Annotated in this window: 14 protein-coding genes and 2 pseudogenes; 4 read left to right on the top strand and 12 right to left on the bottom strand. The window is 60.0% G+C overall.

Going from position 1 to position 15,533, the window contains the following annotated elements; genetic code table 11:
* Positions 1-2: 2 nt before the first annotated feature.
* The 7 genes from QE432_RS16040 to QE432_RS16010 form a co-directional block, all read right to left on the bottom strand.
* Positions 3-1,280, bottom strand: coding sequence for a 3-phosphoshikimate 1-carboxyvinyltransferase (locus QE432_RS16040; protein WP_111804409.1), 1,278 nt, complete (start codon positions 1,278-1,280; stop codon positions 3-5).
* 84 nt (positions 1,281-1,364) lie between these two features.
* A complete protein-coding gene (locus tag QE432_RS16035; protein ID WP_025592535.1) occupies positions 1,365-1,916 on the bottom strand; it encodes a LemA family protein in 552 nt (183 codons plus the stop codon).
* A gap of 78 nt (positions 1,917-1,994) precedes the next feature.
* Positions 1,995-2,957, bottom strand: a complete 963-nt coding sequence (locus QE432_RS16030; RefSeq protein ID WP_013635520.1) for a glycine--tRNA ligase subunit alpha — start codon at positions 2,955-2,957, stop codon at positions 1,995-1,997.
* Positions 2,958-3,057: 100 nt separating this feature from the next.
* Positions 3,058-3,252, bottom strand: coding sequence for an NfeD family protein (locus tag QE432_RS16025; protein ID WP_003515179.1), 195 nt, complete (start codon positions 3,250-3,252; stop codon positions 3,058-3,060).
* Positions 3,253-3,272: 20 nt separating this feature from the next.
* Positions 3,273-4,142 (bottom strand): S49 family peptidase, encoded by an 870-nt coding sequence (locus QE432_RS16020; protein WP_306627075.1) that lies wholly within the window; start codon positions 4,140-4,142, stop codon positions 3,273-3,275.
* An 87-nt stretch (positions 4,143-4,229) separates the two neighbouring features.
* Complete coding sequence (locus tag QE432_RS16015) at positions 4,230-5,030, bottom strand: tRNA1(Val) (adenine(37)-N6)-methyltransferase (RefSeq protein WP_019564271.1); 801 nt, start codon at positions 5,028-5,030, stop codon at positions 4,230-4,232.
* 6 nt (positions 5,031-5,036) lie between these two features.
* On the bottom strand, positions 5,037-5,267 hold the full coding sequence (locus tag QE432_RS16010) for a putative signal transducing protein (protein WP_003515173.1): 231 nt from the start codon (positions 5,265-5,267) through the stop codon (positions 5,037-5,039).
* Positions 5,268-5,378: 111 nt separating this feature from the next.
* On the opposite strand from QE432_RS16010, the gene QE432_RS16005 reads away from it, so the two are divergent.
* From QE432_RS16005 to moaB, 4 genes and pseudogenes are all read left to right on the top strand, one after another.
* Positions 5,379-6,395, top strand: a complete 1,017-nt coding sequence (locus tag QE432_RS16005) for a polyprenyl synthetase family protein (protein ID WP_003515172.1) — start codon at positions 5,379-5,381, stop codon at positions 6,393-6,395.
* A 191-nt stretch (positions 6,396-6,586) separates the two neighbouring features.
* Positions 6,587-8,432, top strand: a pseudogene (locus tag QE432_RS16000) (tetratricopeptide repeat protein).
* Positions 8,433-8,438: 6 nt separating this feature from the next.
* Complete coding sequence (locus tag QE432_RS15995; protein ID WP_112681697.1) at positions 8,439-9,323, top strand: 4-(cytidine 5'-diphospho)-2-C-methyl-D-erythritol kinase; 885 nt, start codon at positions 8,439-8,441, stop codon at positions 9,321-9,323.
* A 26-nt stretch (positions 9,324-9,349) separates the two neighbouring features.
* Positions 9,350-9,895, top strand: a complete 546-nt coding sequence (gene moaB, locus QE432_RS15990) for a molybdenum cofactor biosynthesis protein B (protein ID WP_003515169.1) — start codon at positions 9,350-9,352, stop codon at positions 9,893-9,895.
* Positions 9,896-9,939: 44 nt separating this feature from the next.
* Here moaB and QE432_RS15985 read toward each other — a convergent pair.
* The 5 genes and pseudogenes from QE432_RS15985 to QE432_RS15965 all read right to left on the bottom strand — a co-directional run bounded on the left by QE432_RS15985 (position 9,940) and on the right by QE432_RS15965 (position 15,415).
* A pseudogene (locus tag QE432_RS15985) lies at positions 9,940-10,819 on the bottom strand (dienelactone hydrolase family protein).
* A gap of 110 nt (positions 10,820-10,929) precedes the next feature.
* Positions 10,930-11,958 carry an alcohol dehydrogenase AdhP gene (gene adhP / locus QE432_RS15980; RefSeq protein ID WP_003515167.1) on the bottom strand — a complete coding sequence of 343 codons (1,029 nt, stop codon included), beginning with the start codon at positions 11,956-11,958 and terminating at the stop codon, positions 10,930-10,932.
* Between the two features lie 149 nt (positions 11,959-12,107).
* Entirely contained in the window at positions 12,108-12,509 is a 402-nt protein-coding gene (locus QE432_RS15975; protein ID WP_003515166.1) for an MAPEG family protein, read from the bottom strand.
* Between the two features lie 114 nt (positions 12,510-12,623).
* A complete protein-coding gene (guaB, locus tag QE432_RS15970; protein WP_003515165.1) occupies positions 12,624-14,129 on the bottom strand; it encodes an IMP dehydrogenase in 1,506 nt (501 codons plus the stop codon).
* 284 nt (positions 14,130-14,413) lie between these two features.
* The gene (locus QE432_RS15965; protein ID WP_162690615.1) at positions 14,414-15,415 is read right to left on the bottom strand and encodes an MBL fold metallo-hydrolase; all 1,002 of its coding nucleotides are present in this window, start codon (positions 15,413-15,415) and stop codon (positions 14,414-14,416) included.
* Positions 15,416-15,533: the final 118 nt, after the last annotated feature.

Genomic DNA, 15,533 nt, shown 5'->3' with positions numbered 1-15,533 from the left:
TTTCAGTGCTGCGGCTCGGCAGCACTTTCCTTTTCGGTATAGTCGACGCCGAGCGAGGCGAGCGCCTTCCAGTAGCCCGGATAGGTCTTGCCAACGCAGGCAGGGTTCTGGATGGCGATGCCGCCGATCTTCAGCGCCGCCAGCGCAAAGCTCATGGCGATGCGGTGATCGGCAAAAGTATCGATGGAGGCATCGACAGTCTGACCAGCGAGCGCCGGATCGGCATGCACGATCAGGTCGTCGCCTTCCTCATGCGCCAGACCGTTGCGGATTTCGTTGAGGCCGAGCGAGACGGCGCGGATGCGGTCGCATTCCTTCACACGCAGATTGGCAATGCCGACGAAACGTACTGGCGTTTCGTTGAACGCGGCGAGAACGGCGATGGTCGGAATGGCGTCCTGCATCTGCGAACCGTCGATTTCAGCGGGCAGATGCGGAAACTGCGCCATGACCTCATAGGCCTTGGCATCCGGCTGGGTGAACTTGTCGGCGGGCGTGCCGATGTCGATAGCACCGCCGGTCAGAAGCTCCGCGCCCCAGAGATACGTGGCGGCGGATGCATCCGGTTCGATGTGGAAATCGGTCGCGGTGTAGCCGGTCGGATGCACGCGCCAGATGGCGTTGCTGACCCGCTCCACCTTTGCGCCGAAAGCTTCCATGGCTGATGTTGTGAGATCGATATAACCCTTCGCGCCGATTTCCTCGCCCTTGAGGATGATATCGACAGGCTTGTCGCCGCAGGCGGCCGCCATCAGAAGTGCCGACACATACTGACTGGAGAGGTTGGCATCGATGGTGACGCTGCCCTTCGGGAAACCCATGCCCTTGCCCCGCACGGTAACTGGCGGGCAGCCGGTCGGCGCATCCGCTTCGACGCCGAGGGCGCGCAGCGCTTCCACCAGCGGCATGATCGGGCGTTTGCGCATGTGCTCGTCGCCGTCGATGATGACGGCGCCATCCACCAGTGCTGCAGCCGCAGTCAGGAACCGCGTGGCTGTGCCGGCATTGCCGAGAAAAAGCGGCTTTTCCGGCTGTTGAAGCACGCCTGTACCCTCCACCACGAAAGTCGTGGCGTCAGGTTCTGTCACCTTAACGCCCATGGCGCGCAGGGCTTCGGCCATATAGAGCGTATCATCACTCTTCAAAGCGCCGGTTAGGCGGCTTTTTCCCTTGGCGAGGCCAGCCAGCAGAAGCGCGCGGTTGGTGATGGATTTGGAGCCGGGTGGCTCTACCTTGCCGGAAAGCGGGTGGCCGGGCGGGGTGATGGTCAGTTCGATCATGATCGTCGTCTTGTCAAAGAATGCGGCAGAGAGCCAGGATACAGGAATGTCGGCGGGAGGATTTGGACCCGGGGAACGGTCGCCTTAGAATTTCACGGTCGGCACGGCGCGGTCTGCCGGGTTGTCGATCTCGAAATAGGGTGCCTTGGCAAAACCGAACTGGCCGGCGATCAGATTGGATGGAAAGCTTTCCACCCTGACGTTCAGATCGCGCGCGGCGCCATTGTAATAACGGCGCGACATCTGCAGTTCGCCCTCGATTGTTTCCAGCGAGCGCTGCAATTCCAGAAAGTTCGTGTTGGCTTTCAGATCAGGATAGGCTTCAGCGAGCGCAAAGAGCTTACCGAGCGCCTGCGACAGCATGCCCTCCGCCTGGGCGCGGCCTTCGACATCGCCAGCCGGCACGGCTTGGGCCCGATTGCGCATGGCAATCACCTCTTCGAAGGTGCTTTTTTCATGCGCCGCGTAGCCCTTCACGGTCTCGATGAGATTGGGAATGAGATCGGCGCGGCGTTTCAACTGCACGTCGATGCCCGACCACGCCTCCTCCTTCATCTGCCTCGCCTTGACGAGGCCGTTATAGATGAAGACGACATAGAGCGCGATTGCCGCGATGATTGCCAGCGTGATGAACATTCCCGACCCCTCCTCAAGAGGCGCGAGCGCCGCAACGGCACCCGCACGTTAGACTGTTGCCCCGCCTTACATAAAGGTTCAGGCGGCCCTGTTCCAGTTCAACCCGCCCGCATCCGTGAGCAGGAAGGCTTCGCCGCAGGCTTTTGCCAGCGTGCGCACGCGCAGGATATAGCTCTGGCGTTCCGTCACCGAGATCACGCCGCGCGCATCCAGCAGGTTAAAGACATGGCTTGCCTTGATGCACTGGTCATAGGCCGGGAACACGCATTTATGCAGGCGCTGATTGTCATCATCACCCGGCGCGCCCGCAGCGAGAAGCGCCAGGCATTCCTTTTCCGCGTCGATGAAATGGCGATGCAGCATGCCGGTGTCGGCAAATTCGAAATTATGGCGGGAGTATTCCTGCTCGGCCTGCAGGAAGACGTCACCATAGGAGATCTTCTCTTCACCCTCGCGGCCGTTGAAGTTGAGGTCGTAGACATTGTCGACGCCCTGAACATACATGGCCAGACGCTCCAGACCGTAGGTCAGTTCGCCAGCGACCGGCGAGCATTCGATGCCGCAGACCTGCTGGAAGTAGGTGAATTGCGACACTTCCATACCGTCGCACCAGCACTCCCAGCCGAGACCCCAGGCGCCGAGCGTCGGGCTTTCCCAGTCGTCTTCGACGAAGCGCACATCATGCAGCAGCGGATCGAGACCGATCGCCTTCAGCGAACCGAGATAGAGTTCCTGAAGGTTGGAAGGGTTGGGCTTCAGAATGACCTGATACTGGTAATAATGCTGCAAACGGTTGGGGTTTTCACCGTAGCGACCATCAGAAGGCCGGCGCGAGGGCTGCACATAGGCAGCCTTCCACGGCTTCGGGCCCAGCGCGCGCAGCGTCGTTGCCGGATGAAACGTACCAGCGCCCACTTCCATATCATAGGGCTGCAATACCGCGCAGCCCTTGTCGGCCCAGTAATTGTGCAGCGTCAGGATCAGCGCCTGAAAGGAACGCTTAGGGTTCATATGGTCTGGAATATCGGTCATTGCAGTCATCGCGGCGTTGTGAGGATAAGTAAGCACTGACTTACTTCGGATGCGGACTGGTGCCACGGCATGGCGAAGGGGTCAAGGATTTATGCGTGGAGACACCGGCTTACGTCTCATCCTCACGCTTCACGCGGTATTCGCCGGTTTCGGGGTCCTTGATCAGCGTGCCGATGGCGCCGGTTTCGCGTTCCTTTTCGCGCTGCTTCGATTTTGCCGAAAGCTTTTCCGCATCGCGAACGAAGCGGCGGTAGAGGATGACGGATCCCACCACCAGAAGAACGATTGTAATAAGCTGCGCCATAAGGCCCTATTCCTGCGACATCATAGACCGAAACGCGACCACAATGCCTTTTCTTCGGCAACTTCCGCAAGTCCCGAGACGGCGCCTGCCGCAAGCCTTTCGGCATTGAGGCCGAGTGCCGCATTCACGCCCGGCACTTTTTTGCCGAACAGCGAGCGCCCACCGGTGACGAGCTGAAGCTTGACCTTCGTCCCGTAACGGCGGCGCAGAACTTCCCTCATGTCGCCCAAGCCGTCGATCAGGCCGAGATCCAGGCCACGCATACCGGTCCAGAACAGGCCGGAGAAGACCGTCTCATCGCCCTTCAGTTTTGCACCGCGGCGCATCTTGACCATATCGATGAAAACATTGTGGATTTCGACCTGAAGCGACTTCAGATATTCGATGTCGCCCTCTTTTTCCGGCTGGAAGGGATCGAGGATGACCTTGTTCTCGCCGGCCGTATAGACGCGGCGCTCCACCCCGATCTTCTTCAGCATTTCCGGGAAACCGAAACCACCGGAAACGACGCCGATCGATCCGACGATGGAGGTGGGGTCGGCGATGATCTCGTCGCCGGCAAGCGCGATCATGTAGCCACCGGAGGCCGCCACATCCTCAACGAAGATCAGGACCTTCGTGTCCTTTTCCTCGGCAAGCTGGCGGATGCGATTATAGATCATTCGCGCCTGCACCGGCGAGCCACCGGGAGAATTCACGGAAATGGCGACGGCTGGCGCGTCCTTGATGGCAAATGCCTTTTCCAGCAGCGGTGCATAGGAGGCAAGATTGAGAGCGGGGCGGAACTGGTTGCCGCCAGCCATGATGGCGCCATGCATGCGCACAACCGGGATGACGAGTTCTTTTTTGCGAAAGCGTTTCGGCACCAGATACTTCAGAAAACCCACAATTCACTCCTCGCAGCATTTGCCTGTTCGTCACGGATGTATGTACTGCCCTGCAAAACACAATGGTTTGCGGCCGGAGGAACGGCGAATTTATAGGCCAGGCCCGATTGCCTTTACATTACGGCGATAGGCGGTGCGGCCATTATTCAGGTCATCCACGATGGGCGTGAAAGCATGGCTACCGGTCTCGTGCATGACGAGCGGCGCCCGGAACGACAGCCGCGCCCGTGACCCCTTGATCGCCGTTACGAGCATGCGCACCGCGTCCTCACCGGGGCGCGGGTGGATGAGTGTGATCTCGATGCCGCCGAAACGGCTGCCACACGCGGCAATGATCTCCGCCACCGATTGCGGCCGTGCAATAAGGGAAAGCTGCCCGCCTGGAACCGTGATCGCACCTGCGGTCCTGATCCAGTCCTCGAACAGGCCCTCCGTCATGGCGTGGGCCTCAGCCTTCAGCGCATCGGGCGTGCGGCGGTCGCCTGCATCATTATAGGGCGGGTTCATGATGACGTGGTGAAAATGCCCGTCCGGCAGACCGGCCTCGACGCGCGCCTTGCCACGCAGTGTCACGTCGGCCTCACGCACGCTGACACGGGCGGAAAAAGCGGCATTTTCCGGCAATGCCAGGCTGCGGCGGGCAAATTCCACCATTTCCGGCGAACGTTCGAACAGGGTCACTTCGGCCTTTTCAAGCCGCGTGGCAACCGCGAAACCTGCCGCGCCCGCGCCCGCGCCGAGATCGGCTATGCGGCAGGCGCGCTCGTCCGCCACCATCGAGGCAAGAAGCATGGCGTCCATGCCGGCGCGGTGCCCCCTGCCCTTGGGCTGGAGAATGTGAAAACGGCCCCGGTGAAACGCATCCAAAGTTTCCGAAATCTCGCCGCCCACGTTCGTTTACGCCTCTTCGTTGCGCAATTCGTCGCCCAGACCGGCATCCACGAGAATGCGGCGGGCCTCACCGGCGCGGTCTTCCTCCACCAGGAACCGGCGTGGCAAAAGACCGAGCGAACCTTCCAGAATGCTCATTGCCTGATCGGCGACAAGGCAATGGATGCCAGCGTCCTTCATCAGGCTTTCGGCGAAGGATAACAGCACGGCATCGTTGGTACGGATCAGTTCACGCATGGATAAGCCCCAAATTCCCATTTTTTTGAATGGCTAGCGGCAATTCGCCCCTTGCCGCGACAGGCGCCAGTTTTTATTGTCGAACTCAAATTCGAACAGGAGTCCTGTCCCTTGGGCGTCGTCATACCGCTTGAAGAAAGCAAAAACAAACTCGCATCCGTCAAGCCGCTTGTCGACCTGACCCGTGCCGACATGGAACGGGTGAACCAGCTTATCCTTTCCAGAGCCGGTTCCGATGTCCAGATGATACCTGAGGTGGCCAACCATCTGATCTCGTCCGGAGGCAAACGCCTGCGGCCGATGCTGACGCTGGCCTCTGCCTCGATGTTCGGTTACGAGGGCGACCACCATATCAAGCTCGCCACCAGCGTGGAATTCATGCACACGGCGACGCTGCTGCATGACGACGTGGTGGATGAAAGCGATCTGCGCCGTGGCAAGTCCACCGCCCGCACCATCTGGGGCAACCAGGCAAGCGTTCTCGTCGGCGACTTCCTGCTCGGCCAGGCCTTCCGCATGATGGTGGACGTCGGCTCGCTGGATGCGCTCGATGTGCTGTCCACCGCCGCTTCGGTCATCGCCGAGGGCGAAGTGCTGCAGCTTTCGGTCGCCAAGAACATGGAAACGACCGAGGACGATTATCTGCAGGTGATTCGCGCCAAGACAGCCGCCCTTTTTGCAGCGGCCGCGGAAGTTGGCCCCATCGTCGCCAAAACCGACAAGGCAAGCCGCAGCGCACTGAAATCCTACGGCATGAATCTCGGCCTCGCCTTCCAGCTCGTTGACGACGTGCTGGATTACGGCGGCAAATCCGCCGATCTCGGCAAGAATACGGGTGACGATTTCCGTGAGGGCAAGATAACCCTGCCGGTCATCCTGTCCTATCGCCGCGGCACGCAGGATGAGCGCGCCTTCTGGCGCAATGCCATCGAAAACGGCGAAAGCAGCGACGAGAACCTCGAAAAGGCGCTCGGTCTCATCACCAAATACAACGGTCTTGGCGATACGATCGGCCGCGCCACGCATTACGGCACCATTGCCCGCGATGCGCTTGCACCGCTGCCGGAAAGCCCGTGGAAAAACGCGCTTCTGGAAGTCATCGACTTCTGCATCGAGCGTCTCAACTGACGCTGGAGGCCTCAGGCAAACGGCGGATGGACAAGACCGTCCGCCGCTGTTTCGGGCCGGGTGTCCCGCAAGGGGAGATTGTGGCGCGGGCCATAATTTCTTGCGGGGTTGCTTCAAAAAAGCCATTCTATCGTGACCAAACAATGGAAACTGATTTTTCCGTGCTTCTGCACAAAGGCAAAGGTTCCCTCATGCGGCGTAAACCAGCACTTCGTCTTCTCTGCAGCGCGGCTCTTGCCGCCGCTCTCGCACTTGGCGCGGGTGCAAGCCCCGGCTTTGCGGAGACGAAAACGGAAGCCAAGGCCGTTACTTTCGATCCTGCCAAGGTAAATACCTTCTCCGGCGCATTCCTTGCCGCGCGCAATGCCGATGTCGATCAGGATTACCCCACCGCGATTTCGCTCTACAAGAAGGCGCTGGAATTCGATCCGGCCAATTCGGAAATCCGCCAGCGCCTGATGATCGCCGAACTGTTGAGCGGCAATTTCGAGGCTGGCGCCAAGATTGCCGATTCAATGAAGGACGATACCTCCGTCGAACGCGTGACGACCATCGTGCGCGGCCTCGACGCCATCAAGGACAAGGAATTCGTCAAGGCCGAGAAAATCCTGAAATATACCGGCCCGAACGATCTCGACCGCATGGTCAATACGCTTCTGACGGCATGGGCGCGCGCCGGTTCAGGCAAGCCCAAGGAAAGCGCTGGCCCTCGTCAACAACATGAAGGGTCCGGGCTGGATTTCGATTTTCCAGAAATACAATGCCGCGGCGATCGCCCTTGTCTCCGGCAACACAGATGCTGCCCGCAAGAGCCTCAATGAGGCCGTGACGGATCGTGAAGGCGGGGCAACCGCTTCCGACACCTATATGCGCGCGGTGATGGCGCTTGCACGGCTGGAGGCTTCAGCCGGCAACAAGCAGAAGGCGCTGGACGCAATTGCGGTCGGCGACACTTTTGCGCCGAACTATGCGCCGCTCAAAGCGCTTCGCCAATCCATCGAGAAGGGCGAGAAGCCGCCGCAGCAGATAACCAATGCCGTTGAAGGCGCGGCTTCCGTGATGTTTTCCATCGCGGGCGCGCTGAACCGCGAAGGTGCCGAAGAGATCGTCACGCTTTACCTTCAGACCTCGCGGGCGCTCGATCCGCAAAGCGCCGATACGCTGATCCTTCTCGGCGGACTTGCCGAGGCGATGAAACAGCCCGACCGCGCCATCGCCTTCTACCGCGACGTGCCGAAGGATTCGCCGATGCACCGTATCTCCGAGTTGCAGCTCGGGCTGACGCTGGCGCAGACGGGCAAGGTGGAGGAAGCGCGCAACCACCTGCAATCCCTGCTGCAATCCGATCCGAAGGATATCCGTTCTTACCTCGCCTATGGCAGCGTGCTTTCCGACGCCAAGGACTACAAGGCCATGGCCGAAAACTACGACAAGGCTGTCGAGGTGATCGGTGCCGTACCGCAGAAGTCGGACTGGACCGTGTTCTTCCAGCGCGCCATCGCCCATGAGCGCCTGAAGGAATGGGACAAGGCCGAGCCGGACTTCAAGCGTGCGCTCGAACTCAACCCGGAACAGCCGCAGGTGCTGAACTATCTCGGCTATTCCTGGGTGGACAAGGGCATCAACCTCGACGAAGCGATGAAGATGATCAGCCGCGCGGTCGAGCTTCGGCCGAATGACGGCTATATCGTCGATTCGCTTGGCTGGGCGCATTTCCGGCTGGGCGCGTTTGACCAGGCCGTCACCGAACTGGAGCGGGCAATCGAGCTCAAGGCCGGCGATCAGACCATCAACGATCATCTGGGCGATGCCTACTGGCGTGTCGGCCGCAAGATCGAGGCCGTGTATCAGTGGAACCGCGCGCTGATTGGCGACAATGACGATCTGGACAAGGCCAAGGTGAAGGAAAAGATTGCCAACGGCCTGCCGCCGCTGGAAAAGGACGCCGAAAACACCGCCAAGAAGGAGGCCGCGCCGCAGCCGCCGGCTCCGCCAGCACCGGCCCCTGTTGCCCCTGCCCCGGACAAGAAATCCTGACGCGACATGCGCGCGGATGACATTACCGGGGCTGTCGAAACAACCGAGGCGGCCCCGGCCAAGATCAATCTGGCACTGCATGTAACCGGTCAGCGGGCAGATGGTTATCATCTGCTCGAGACGCTGGTGACCTTCACCGAAGCAGGCGACGCGATCCATGTTCGCGATGCCGATGCCGACACTTTCTCCATCTCCGGCCCGTTTGGCGATCTGCTGCGCGCAGGCGATGGCGGCAACAATCTCGTCGTCCGTGCCAGAGACCTTTTGCGTGATGCGCTTGTGGCGGCAGGTCAATCGGCACGCCCGGTTGCCATCCATCTCGAAAAGAACCTGCCGGTCGCCTCCGGCATTGGCGGCGGCTCAGCGGATGCGGCAGCGACACTGCGGGCGCTGTTGCGGCACTGGAATGCCGGGATTGTTTCTGAAAATCTCGCACACATCGCGCTTGCGCTTGGCGCTGACGTGCCGATGTGCCTTGAAAGCCGCCCACTCATCGCACGAGGTATCGGCGAGGATATCGAGCCGGTCTCCGATCTGCCGGAATTCTTTCTGGTGCTGGCCAACCCTCTGAAAGCGGTCTCGACGCCGGAGATTTTTCGGCGACTGCTCGACAAGGCTAACCCGCCCCTGCCGGAGCGCAAAGAAGGCGGCTGGATGGATTTTCTGGCGCAAAGCCGCAACGATCTGGAAGTCCCCGCCAAGGCGCTCCTGCCGGATATCGGCGCAATCGCCGGTATGCTGTTGCAGGAAGGTGCTTCCCTTGTGCGCATGTCCGGTTCGGGTGCCACCTGTTTTGGACTATTTCATTCCTTCGAGGCCGCCCGAAAAGCGGAAACATCGCTTCGAAACAAGCGCCCCGGCTGGTATTTTCAGGCGACGCGGACCATCTGAAGACAACACAATTCGAGGATAAGGCCATGGCAGGCGAAAGACCCTTCATTCCCCTCGGCATCGCGGTTCTGACCGTTTCGGACAGCCGCACGCTTGAGAATGACAAGTCCGGCGACACGCTAGTCGCACGCATAGAGGAAGCCGGACACAAGGTTGCCGCCCGCACCATCGTGGCAGACGACAAGGCTGCTATTTTCAACACCGTGCGCGACTGGACGCTCAACGGGAGCGTGGATGTGGTCATCACCACCGGCGGCACCGGCTTTACAGGCCGCGACGTGACACCCGAGGCGCTGGAACCCCTGTTCGAAAAGCGCATGGACGGCTTTTCCGCCATCTTCCATCGCATTTCCTATGAAAAGATCGGCACCGCCACCATCCAGTCACGGGCGACCGGCGGCGTGGCAAACGCCACCTTCATCTTCGTGCTGCCCGGCTCTCCCGGCGCCTGCAAGGATGCGTGGGACGGTATTCTCAAAGCCCAGCTCGATTACCGCCACCTGCCCTGCAATTTCGTTGAGATCATGCCCCGGCTTGATGAGCATTTGAAACGCGGGGCTGGCGGCGTCTAGAGTGGAATTTCAGGGGTTGTTCGTCACAGCGGACCAAAACCCCATCACGCCAGATATTTTTTGAAGAACTCCGTCGTCCGGCCCCAGGCGAGATCGGCCGCGGCCTTGTCGTATCGCGCCGAGGACGTATCGTTGTTGAAGGCGTGGTTGACGCCGTCATAAACGAAGATTTCGAAGGTTTTGCCGTTTTGCTCCAGTGCCTTTTTATAGGCGTCGATACCGGCATTTATGCGCTCGTCCAGACCGGCATACTGTAACAGCAGGGGCGCCTTGATAGCAGGCACATCGGCCGCCGGCGGTTGCTGGCCGTAATAGGCGACGCCGGCATTCAGGCCTGCCGATTTGGTGGCGAACCGGTTGACCAGCCCGCCGCCCCAGCAGAAACCGACCGCACCAACCTTGCCGTTCGCACCCTGCCTTGCGGCGAGCCACACCCGACCGGCTTCGGCATTGGCGACTGTTGCGTCCATATCGAGGCCGCTGAACATCTCCCGTGCCTTATCCTCGTCCGAAGGCGTGCCGCCCTGCGGCGACAGAAAATCAACCGCAAGCGCCCTGAACCCCGCAAGCGCCACGCGTCTTGCCACATCGCGGATATGGTCGTTCAGGCCCCGGTTTTCATGGATGACGATGACCGAGCCAATGGGGCCGGAAACCGATTTTGGCGTGACGAGATAGCCCTTCATCTCGCCACCGGGGGGCGGGATAGGTCACCTCTTCCGCAACGATACCCGCATCATCAGGCGCGACGATTGCCGCACGGGCGCTGTTGGCCGAAAGAAGCGGCGCGATTGCGGCCGCAGCTGCGCCGGACCCGGCAAGCAGGCTGAGCTTTTCCATGAATTTGCGGCGATCGAGGCTGAGATGGGTATATTCATCGTAAGCGTCGATCATGGCCTGCGTAATCTTCGGCTTGTCGTCCATCGCTCTCTTCTCCCTGAACGCGCAGATGCACAGGGAGGATAGCGCAGATCGTCGCCCGGTGAACAAGCGGCGGCACACTTTTGCGTGAGCGCCGCCGCTGGTCATCTGTCTCAGGCGGCAAGGTCCACGACGATACGGCCGTCGATCTTGCCCTCTTCCATGCGACGGAAGATGTCGTTGATGTTTTCGAGTTTGTCCCAGGAGAAGTGAGCGGCTACCTTGCCTTCACCAGCGAAGGAAAGCGCCTCCTCCAGATCCTGCCTTGTGCCGACGATGGAGCCACGCACCGTGATGCGCTTCAGCACCGTTTCGAAAACCGGAATGGAGATGAAGCCCGGCGGCAGACCAACAAGTGCCATCGTGCCCTTGGAGCGCAGGAAACCGTAGGCCTGCTCCATGGCTTTGGGCGAAACCGCCGTCACGAGCGCGCCGTGGACGCCGCCGGTCGCCTTCTGCACCTGTTCCACCGCATCCGGCGCCCGACCGTTGACGGTGAAATCCGCGCCCAGCTTTTTCGCAAGCTCCAGCTTGTCGTCATAAATATCGGCGGCAACGACATGCATGCCCATGGCCTTGGCATATTGCACGGCCATATGACCAAGCCCGCCAATGCCCGAAATGACCACCCATTCGCCGGGCCTCACTTCGGTTTCCTTGAGACCCTTGTAGACGGTGACACCGGCGCAGAGCACGGGTGCAGCGGGGCCGAATTCCAGATTGTCGGGAAGTCGGCCAACGAATTTCGGATCGGCAAGCCCGTATTCCGCAAAGCTGCCATTGACGGAATAACCCGAGTTCTTCTGACTTGGGCAAAGAGTTTCCCAGCCGGTACGGCACGGAATGCAGCATCCGCAGGCGGTATAAAGCCACGGCGTGCCGGCGCGGTCGCCTTCCTTGATGCCGGTCACGCCAGCGCCGATCTTGGCGACGTAGCCGACGCCTTCATGGCCGGGGATGAATGGTGGATTGGGTTTGACCGGCCAATCGCCCGTTGCGGCGTGCAGGTCCGTGTGGCAAATGCCGGTCGCCTTGTAATTGATGAGAATTTCACCCGGGCCGGGATCCGGTATCGCCACTTCCTCGATGGTCAGCGGTTTGCCAAATGCGCGGACAACCGCGGCCTTCATTGTTTTAGCCATGACATACTCCCTAATCGCTGCTCGCCTGAAATTCTCGACGGCGAGGCAGAGACTACCGGGGATGGGGCGTCACGGAATTGACCCATCGCAAATCGCAGCATTTTAGAGGCGCGATTGTCTCACTTATGAAGCAACCTTACGGTGCCATCTCACTCCAGCGCCAACCAGATGGCGAGCCAGCCCCAGAGGCAGACGAGAAGCGCGAAACCAATCGCGAACAATGGCGCACGATAACGCAGACGGTTGCTGGTGACGTGAACGAAGGAGTGCGCATAACGGGAAATCACGAACAGCCAGGCCAGAACGACGGTAACGATATTGTCCGCGTCGGTAATATAAAGCAGCAGGCAGACGGGGTGGAAGAGAACCGGAAGCTCGAACTGGTTGGCAATGTTTCGGTTGACCAGATAGCTTTCGCGCCCTTCCTGTCCCGTATCGCGATATCTGAGCGCGGTATCACGGTCCGTCAGCGTGTATTTTTTGCGGCGGTAAAGCAGTAGGGCGTAAAGAACGAACACGAGAAATGCATGGGCTATCATCGGCCAGAACATTGCGGTCGTTGGTGACATGCTTTCTCCTCCAATCACAATAACGCTCCCCGATCCGGCGTGAATCGGGGAGCGCCAAATACTCAGACTATGTTGTTGCGGATTCGGTTCGAAAGATCAAACCGCGCCGGGGTAGTTCGGGCTTTCGCGGGTGATCGTCACGTCATGGGCGTGGCTTTCGCGCAAGCCCGCGCTGGAAATGCGCACGAAGGTGGCGCGCTCCTGGAATTCCTTGATCGTGCCGCCGCCGACATAACCCATGGCAGCCTTCAGGCCACCGGCCAGCTGGTGCAGGACGCCGGAGACCGGACCCTTATAGGGAACCTGACCTTCGATACCTTCCGGAACGAGCTTCAGCGTGTCACGCACTTCCGCCTGGAAATAACGGTCGGCGGAGCCGCGCGCCATGGCGCCAACGGAACCCATGCCGCGATAGGCCTTGAAGGAACGGCCCTGATAGAGGAACACTTCGCCCGGGCTTTCATCCGTGCCGGCCAAAAGCGAGCCGATCATGACGGCGGAGGCGCCGGCGGCAATAGCCTTCGCCAGATCGCCCGAGAACTTGATGCCGCCATCGGCGATGACAGGAATATCTGCAGCATTGGCCACTTCGACCGAGGCCATGATCGCAGCAAGCTGCGGAACGCCAACGCCGGCGACGATACGGGTGGTGCAGATGGAACCGGGGCCGATACCGACCTTGACGCCATCGGCGCCGGCATCGATCAGTGCCTTGGTGCCGTCAGCGGTCGCAACATTGCCGGCGATGATGCGAACGGAGTTCGACATCTTCTTGACCACCGAAACGGCATCGAGCACGCGCTGCGAATGGCCATGCGCGGTATCGACGACCAGAAGGTCAACACCGGCATCGATGAGGCGTTCTGCGCGCTCGATGGCATCGGCACCGACGCTGATGGCGGCAGCGGCGCGAAGACGGCCCTGCGCATCCTTGGTGGCGTTGGGGTTGAGCTGCGACTTCTCCATATCCTTGACGGTGATGAGGCCGACGCAATTGCCCTTTCCATCCACCACCAGCAGCTTTTCAATGCGGTGCTTGTGCAACAGACGGCGCGCTTCCTGCTGATCGACGCTGCTTTCCTTGACCGTGACAAGGTTTTCGCGGGTCATCAGTTCATAGATCTTCTGCTGCGGATCGGATGCGAAACGCACGTCGCGGTTTGTCAGAATGCCGACGAGACGGCCATTCTTGTGGCCGCCTGCACCGCCGTTTTCAACCACCGGAATGCCGGAAATGCCGTGCGCCTTCATCAAAGCCTGTGCTTCTGCCAGCGTGGCATCCGGGCCGATGGTGACCGGGTTGACGACCATGCCGCTCTCGAACTTCTTTACCTGCCGGACTTCTTCGGCCTGTTCGATGGGGGTAAGGTTGCGGTGGATGACGCCGATGCCGCCGGCCTGCGCCATGGCGATGGCAAGGCGGCCTTCCGTGACCGTGTCCATGGCGGAAGAGAGGATCGGCAGGTTGAGATCGATATCACGGGCAATGCGGGTGGCGATATTCGTCTGTCCCGGCATAACCTCGGAATGCCCGGGTTGCAGCAACACATCGTCAAATGTGAGAGCGTCCAAACCAGTGGGTGTTTGAATGATGCGTGCCATGACCAAATTCCTTCATAATGAAAATGCGTGGCCGTCCCGGAACGAAAAGTTCACCCCGGCGCCCTGCAAGGATTGCTTGGAAGTTGGCGAGGGCTGGTAACACGTTCATGACAGGAAGGAAATAGAAAAAACCCGGAATGACCTTCCGGGCTTATTCTGTTGCTGCATTGCAGCAGGCGTTAAAGAGCGTCCTGTGGATCCCTGTTCCGCACGACGCGCTTTAACTGCTTGTTTTTACGCATGTCGTTATCGCAAAACCGCTTAACGCTTTTGCGCGATATGCATCAGATGTCGAACTGGTAGGACTTCGGCACGAAACGGTACCCCGTATCCAGCTTTTCCGCGTAACCGACAGCCGGGAAAGGCATGTGATAGCCGAGGAACGGCAGCCGGTCCGTGGCGATCATGTCGTAGACCTTCTTGCGGGTTGCAGCTGCCGCCGTCTTGTCCATGTCGAACTTCACTTCCCAATCCGGCTTTTGCAGCGACAGGACGAAATGGTTGGCCGTATCAGCCGTCAGGATCAGCTGCTTGCCTTCCGATTCGACACGGAAGATCATGTGGCCCGGCGAATGGCCAAACGCAGCGATGCCGGTGATGCCGGAAACCACGTCAGCGCCGTCGCCGATGAAGGTCGCCTTTTCCGCCAGCGGTTTGACGTTGGCGATGACGCCCTTCTGGCCGCCTTCGGCAGGCGTGCCAACCCGCTTCTCGTCCGTCCAGAAATCATATTCCGCCTGGCCGAAAACATAACGCGCCTTGGAGAAGGCCGGCGCGCCCTTTTCCATCAATCCGCCAATGTGGTCGCCGTGCATGTGGGTCAGCACCACCACGGTCACGTCGTCAGGAGAGTAACCGGCAGCCGCCATGCCTTCGATAAGCCGGCCGTTACCGGCGCCACGGCCGGACTCGCCGAAACCCGTGTCGAACAGCACAAGGTCCGTGCCGGTATTTACGAGAACCGGCGAGAAGGAATTGACGAATTGCTCCTTCGGCAGAAAATTGTCTTCCAGCAACTTGCCGACGGTTTCCGCCGACTGATCGGTGCCGAAGGTCTCGCCCGGATTGGGCGCGGCGCGCGCGCCGTCCTTCACGACAAGCACTTCGAAATTACCAAGCTTGAAGCGATTGGTTTCAGGCGGCATGGCGTGTTTGATCTCCATGGAAGTTTGCGGCTGGTTCGTCTGCGCCGTTGCGGTGCGCGCCATCAGAAGCGGCGCGCCGAGAACGCTTGCTCCCGCCACACCGATAAGGCCGCGTCTGCTCATGCTCAAGGATTGAGTCATCATTTTTCTCCCGATTCTCGCCAATGTCACTTTGCCCAACGGACAATAGAGCGAGAAAGTTGCAAGAAAACCGGCCTCACGCAGGTTTGATCGGAACTTCAGAAATTGATAATTAACG

The organism is Agrobacterium sp. SORGH_AS_0745, assembly GCF_030818995.1.
GTDB classification, from domain to species: domain Bacteria; phylum Pseudomonadota; class Alphaproteobacteria; order Rhizobiales; family Rhizobiaceae; genus Agrobacterium; species Agrobacterium tumefaciens.
This window is presented reverse-complemented; position numbering and strand designations above follow the sequence as displayed.

What these genes read in the sequence shown, in the direction of transcription:
- QE432_RS16040 (WP_111804409.1), bottom strand. Translation starts at nt 1,280, where the DNA reads ATGATCGAACTGACCATCACCCCGCCCGGCCACCCGCTTTCCGGCAAG.
- QE432_RS16035 (WP_025592535.1), bottom strand. Translation starts at nt 1,916, where the DNA reads ATGTTCATCACGCTGGCAATCATCGCGGCAATCGCGCTCTATGTCGTC.
- QE432_RS16030 (WP_013635520.1), bottom strand. Translation starts at nt 2,957, where the DNA reads ATGACTGCAATGACCGATATTCCAGACCATATGAACCCTAAGCGTTCC.
- QE432_RS16025 (WP_003515179.1), bottom strand. Translation starts at nt 3,252, where the DNA reads ATGGCGCAGCTTATTACAATCGTTCTTCTGGTGGTGGGATCCGTCATC.
- QE432_RS16010 (WP_003515173.1), bottom strand. Translation starts at nt 5,267, where the DNA reads ATGCGTGAACTGATCCGTACCAACGATGCCGTGCTGTTATCCTTCGCC.
- QE432_RS15995 (WP_112681697.1), top strand. Translation starts at nt 8,439, where the DNA reads ATGCGCGCGGATGACATTACCGGGGCTGTCGAAACAACCGAGGCGGCC.
- moaB (WP_003515169.1), top strand. Translation starts at nt 9,350, where the DNA reads ATGGCAGGCGAAAGACCCTTCATTCCCCTCGGCATCGCGGTTCTGACC.
- adhP (WP_003515167.1), bottom strand. Translation starts at nt 11,958, where the DNA reads ATGGCTAAAACAATGAAGGCCGCGGTTGTCCGCGCATTTGGCAAACCG.
- QE432_RS15975 (WP_003515166.1), bottom strand. Translation starts at nt 12,509, where the DNA reads ATGTTCTGGCCGATGATAGCCCATGCATTTCTCGTGTTCGTTCTTTAC.
- guaB (WP_003515165.1), bottom strand. Translation starts at nt 14,129, where the DNA reads ATGGCACGCATCATTCAAACACCCACTGGTTTGGACGCTCTCACATTT.
- QE432_RS15965 (WP_162690615.1), bottom strand. Translation starts at nt 15,415, where the DNA reads ATGACTCAATCCTTGAGCATGAGCAGACGCGGCCTTATCGGTGTGGCG.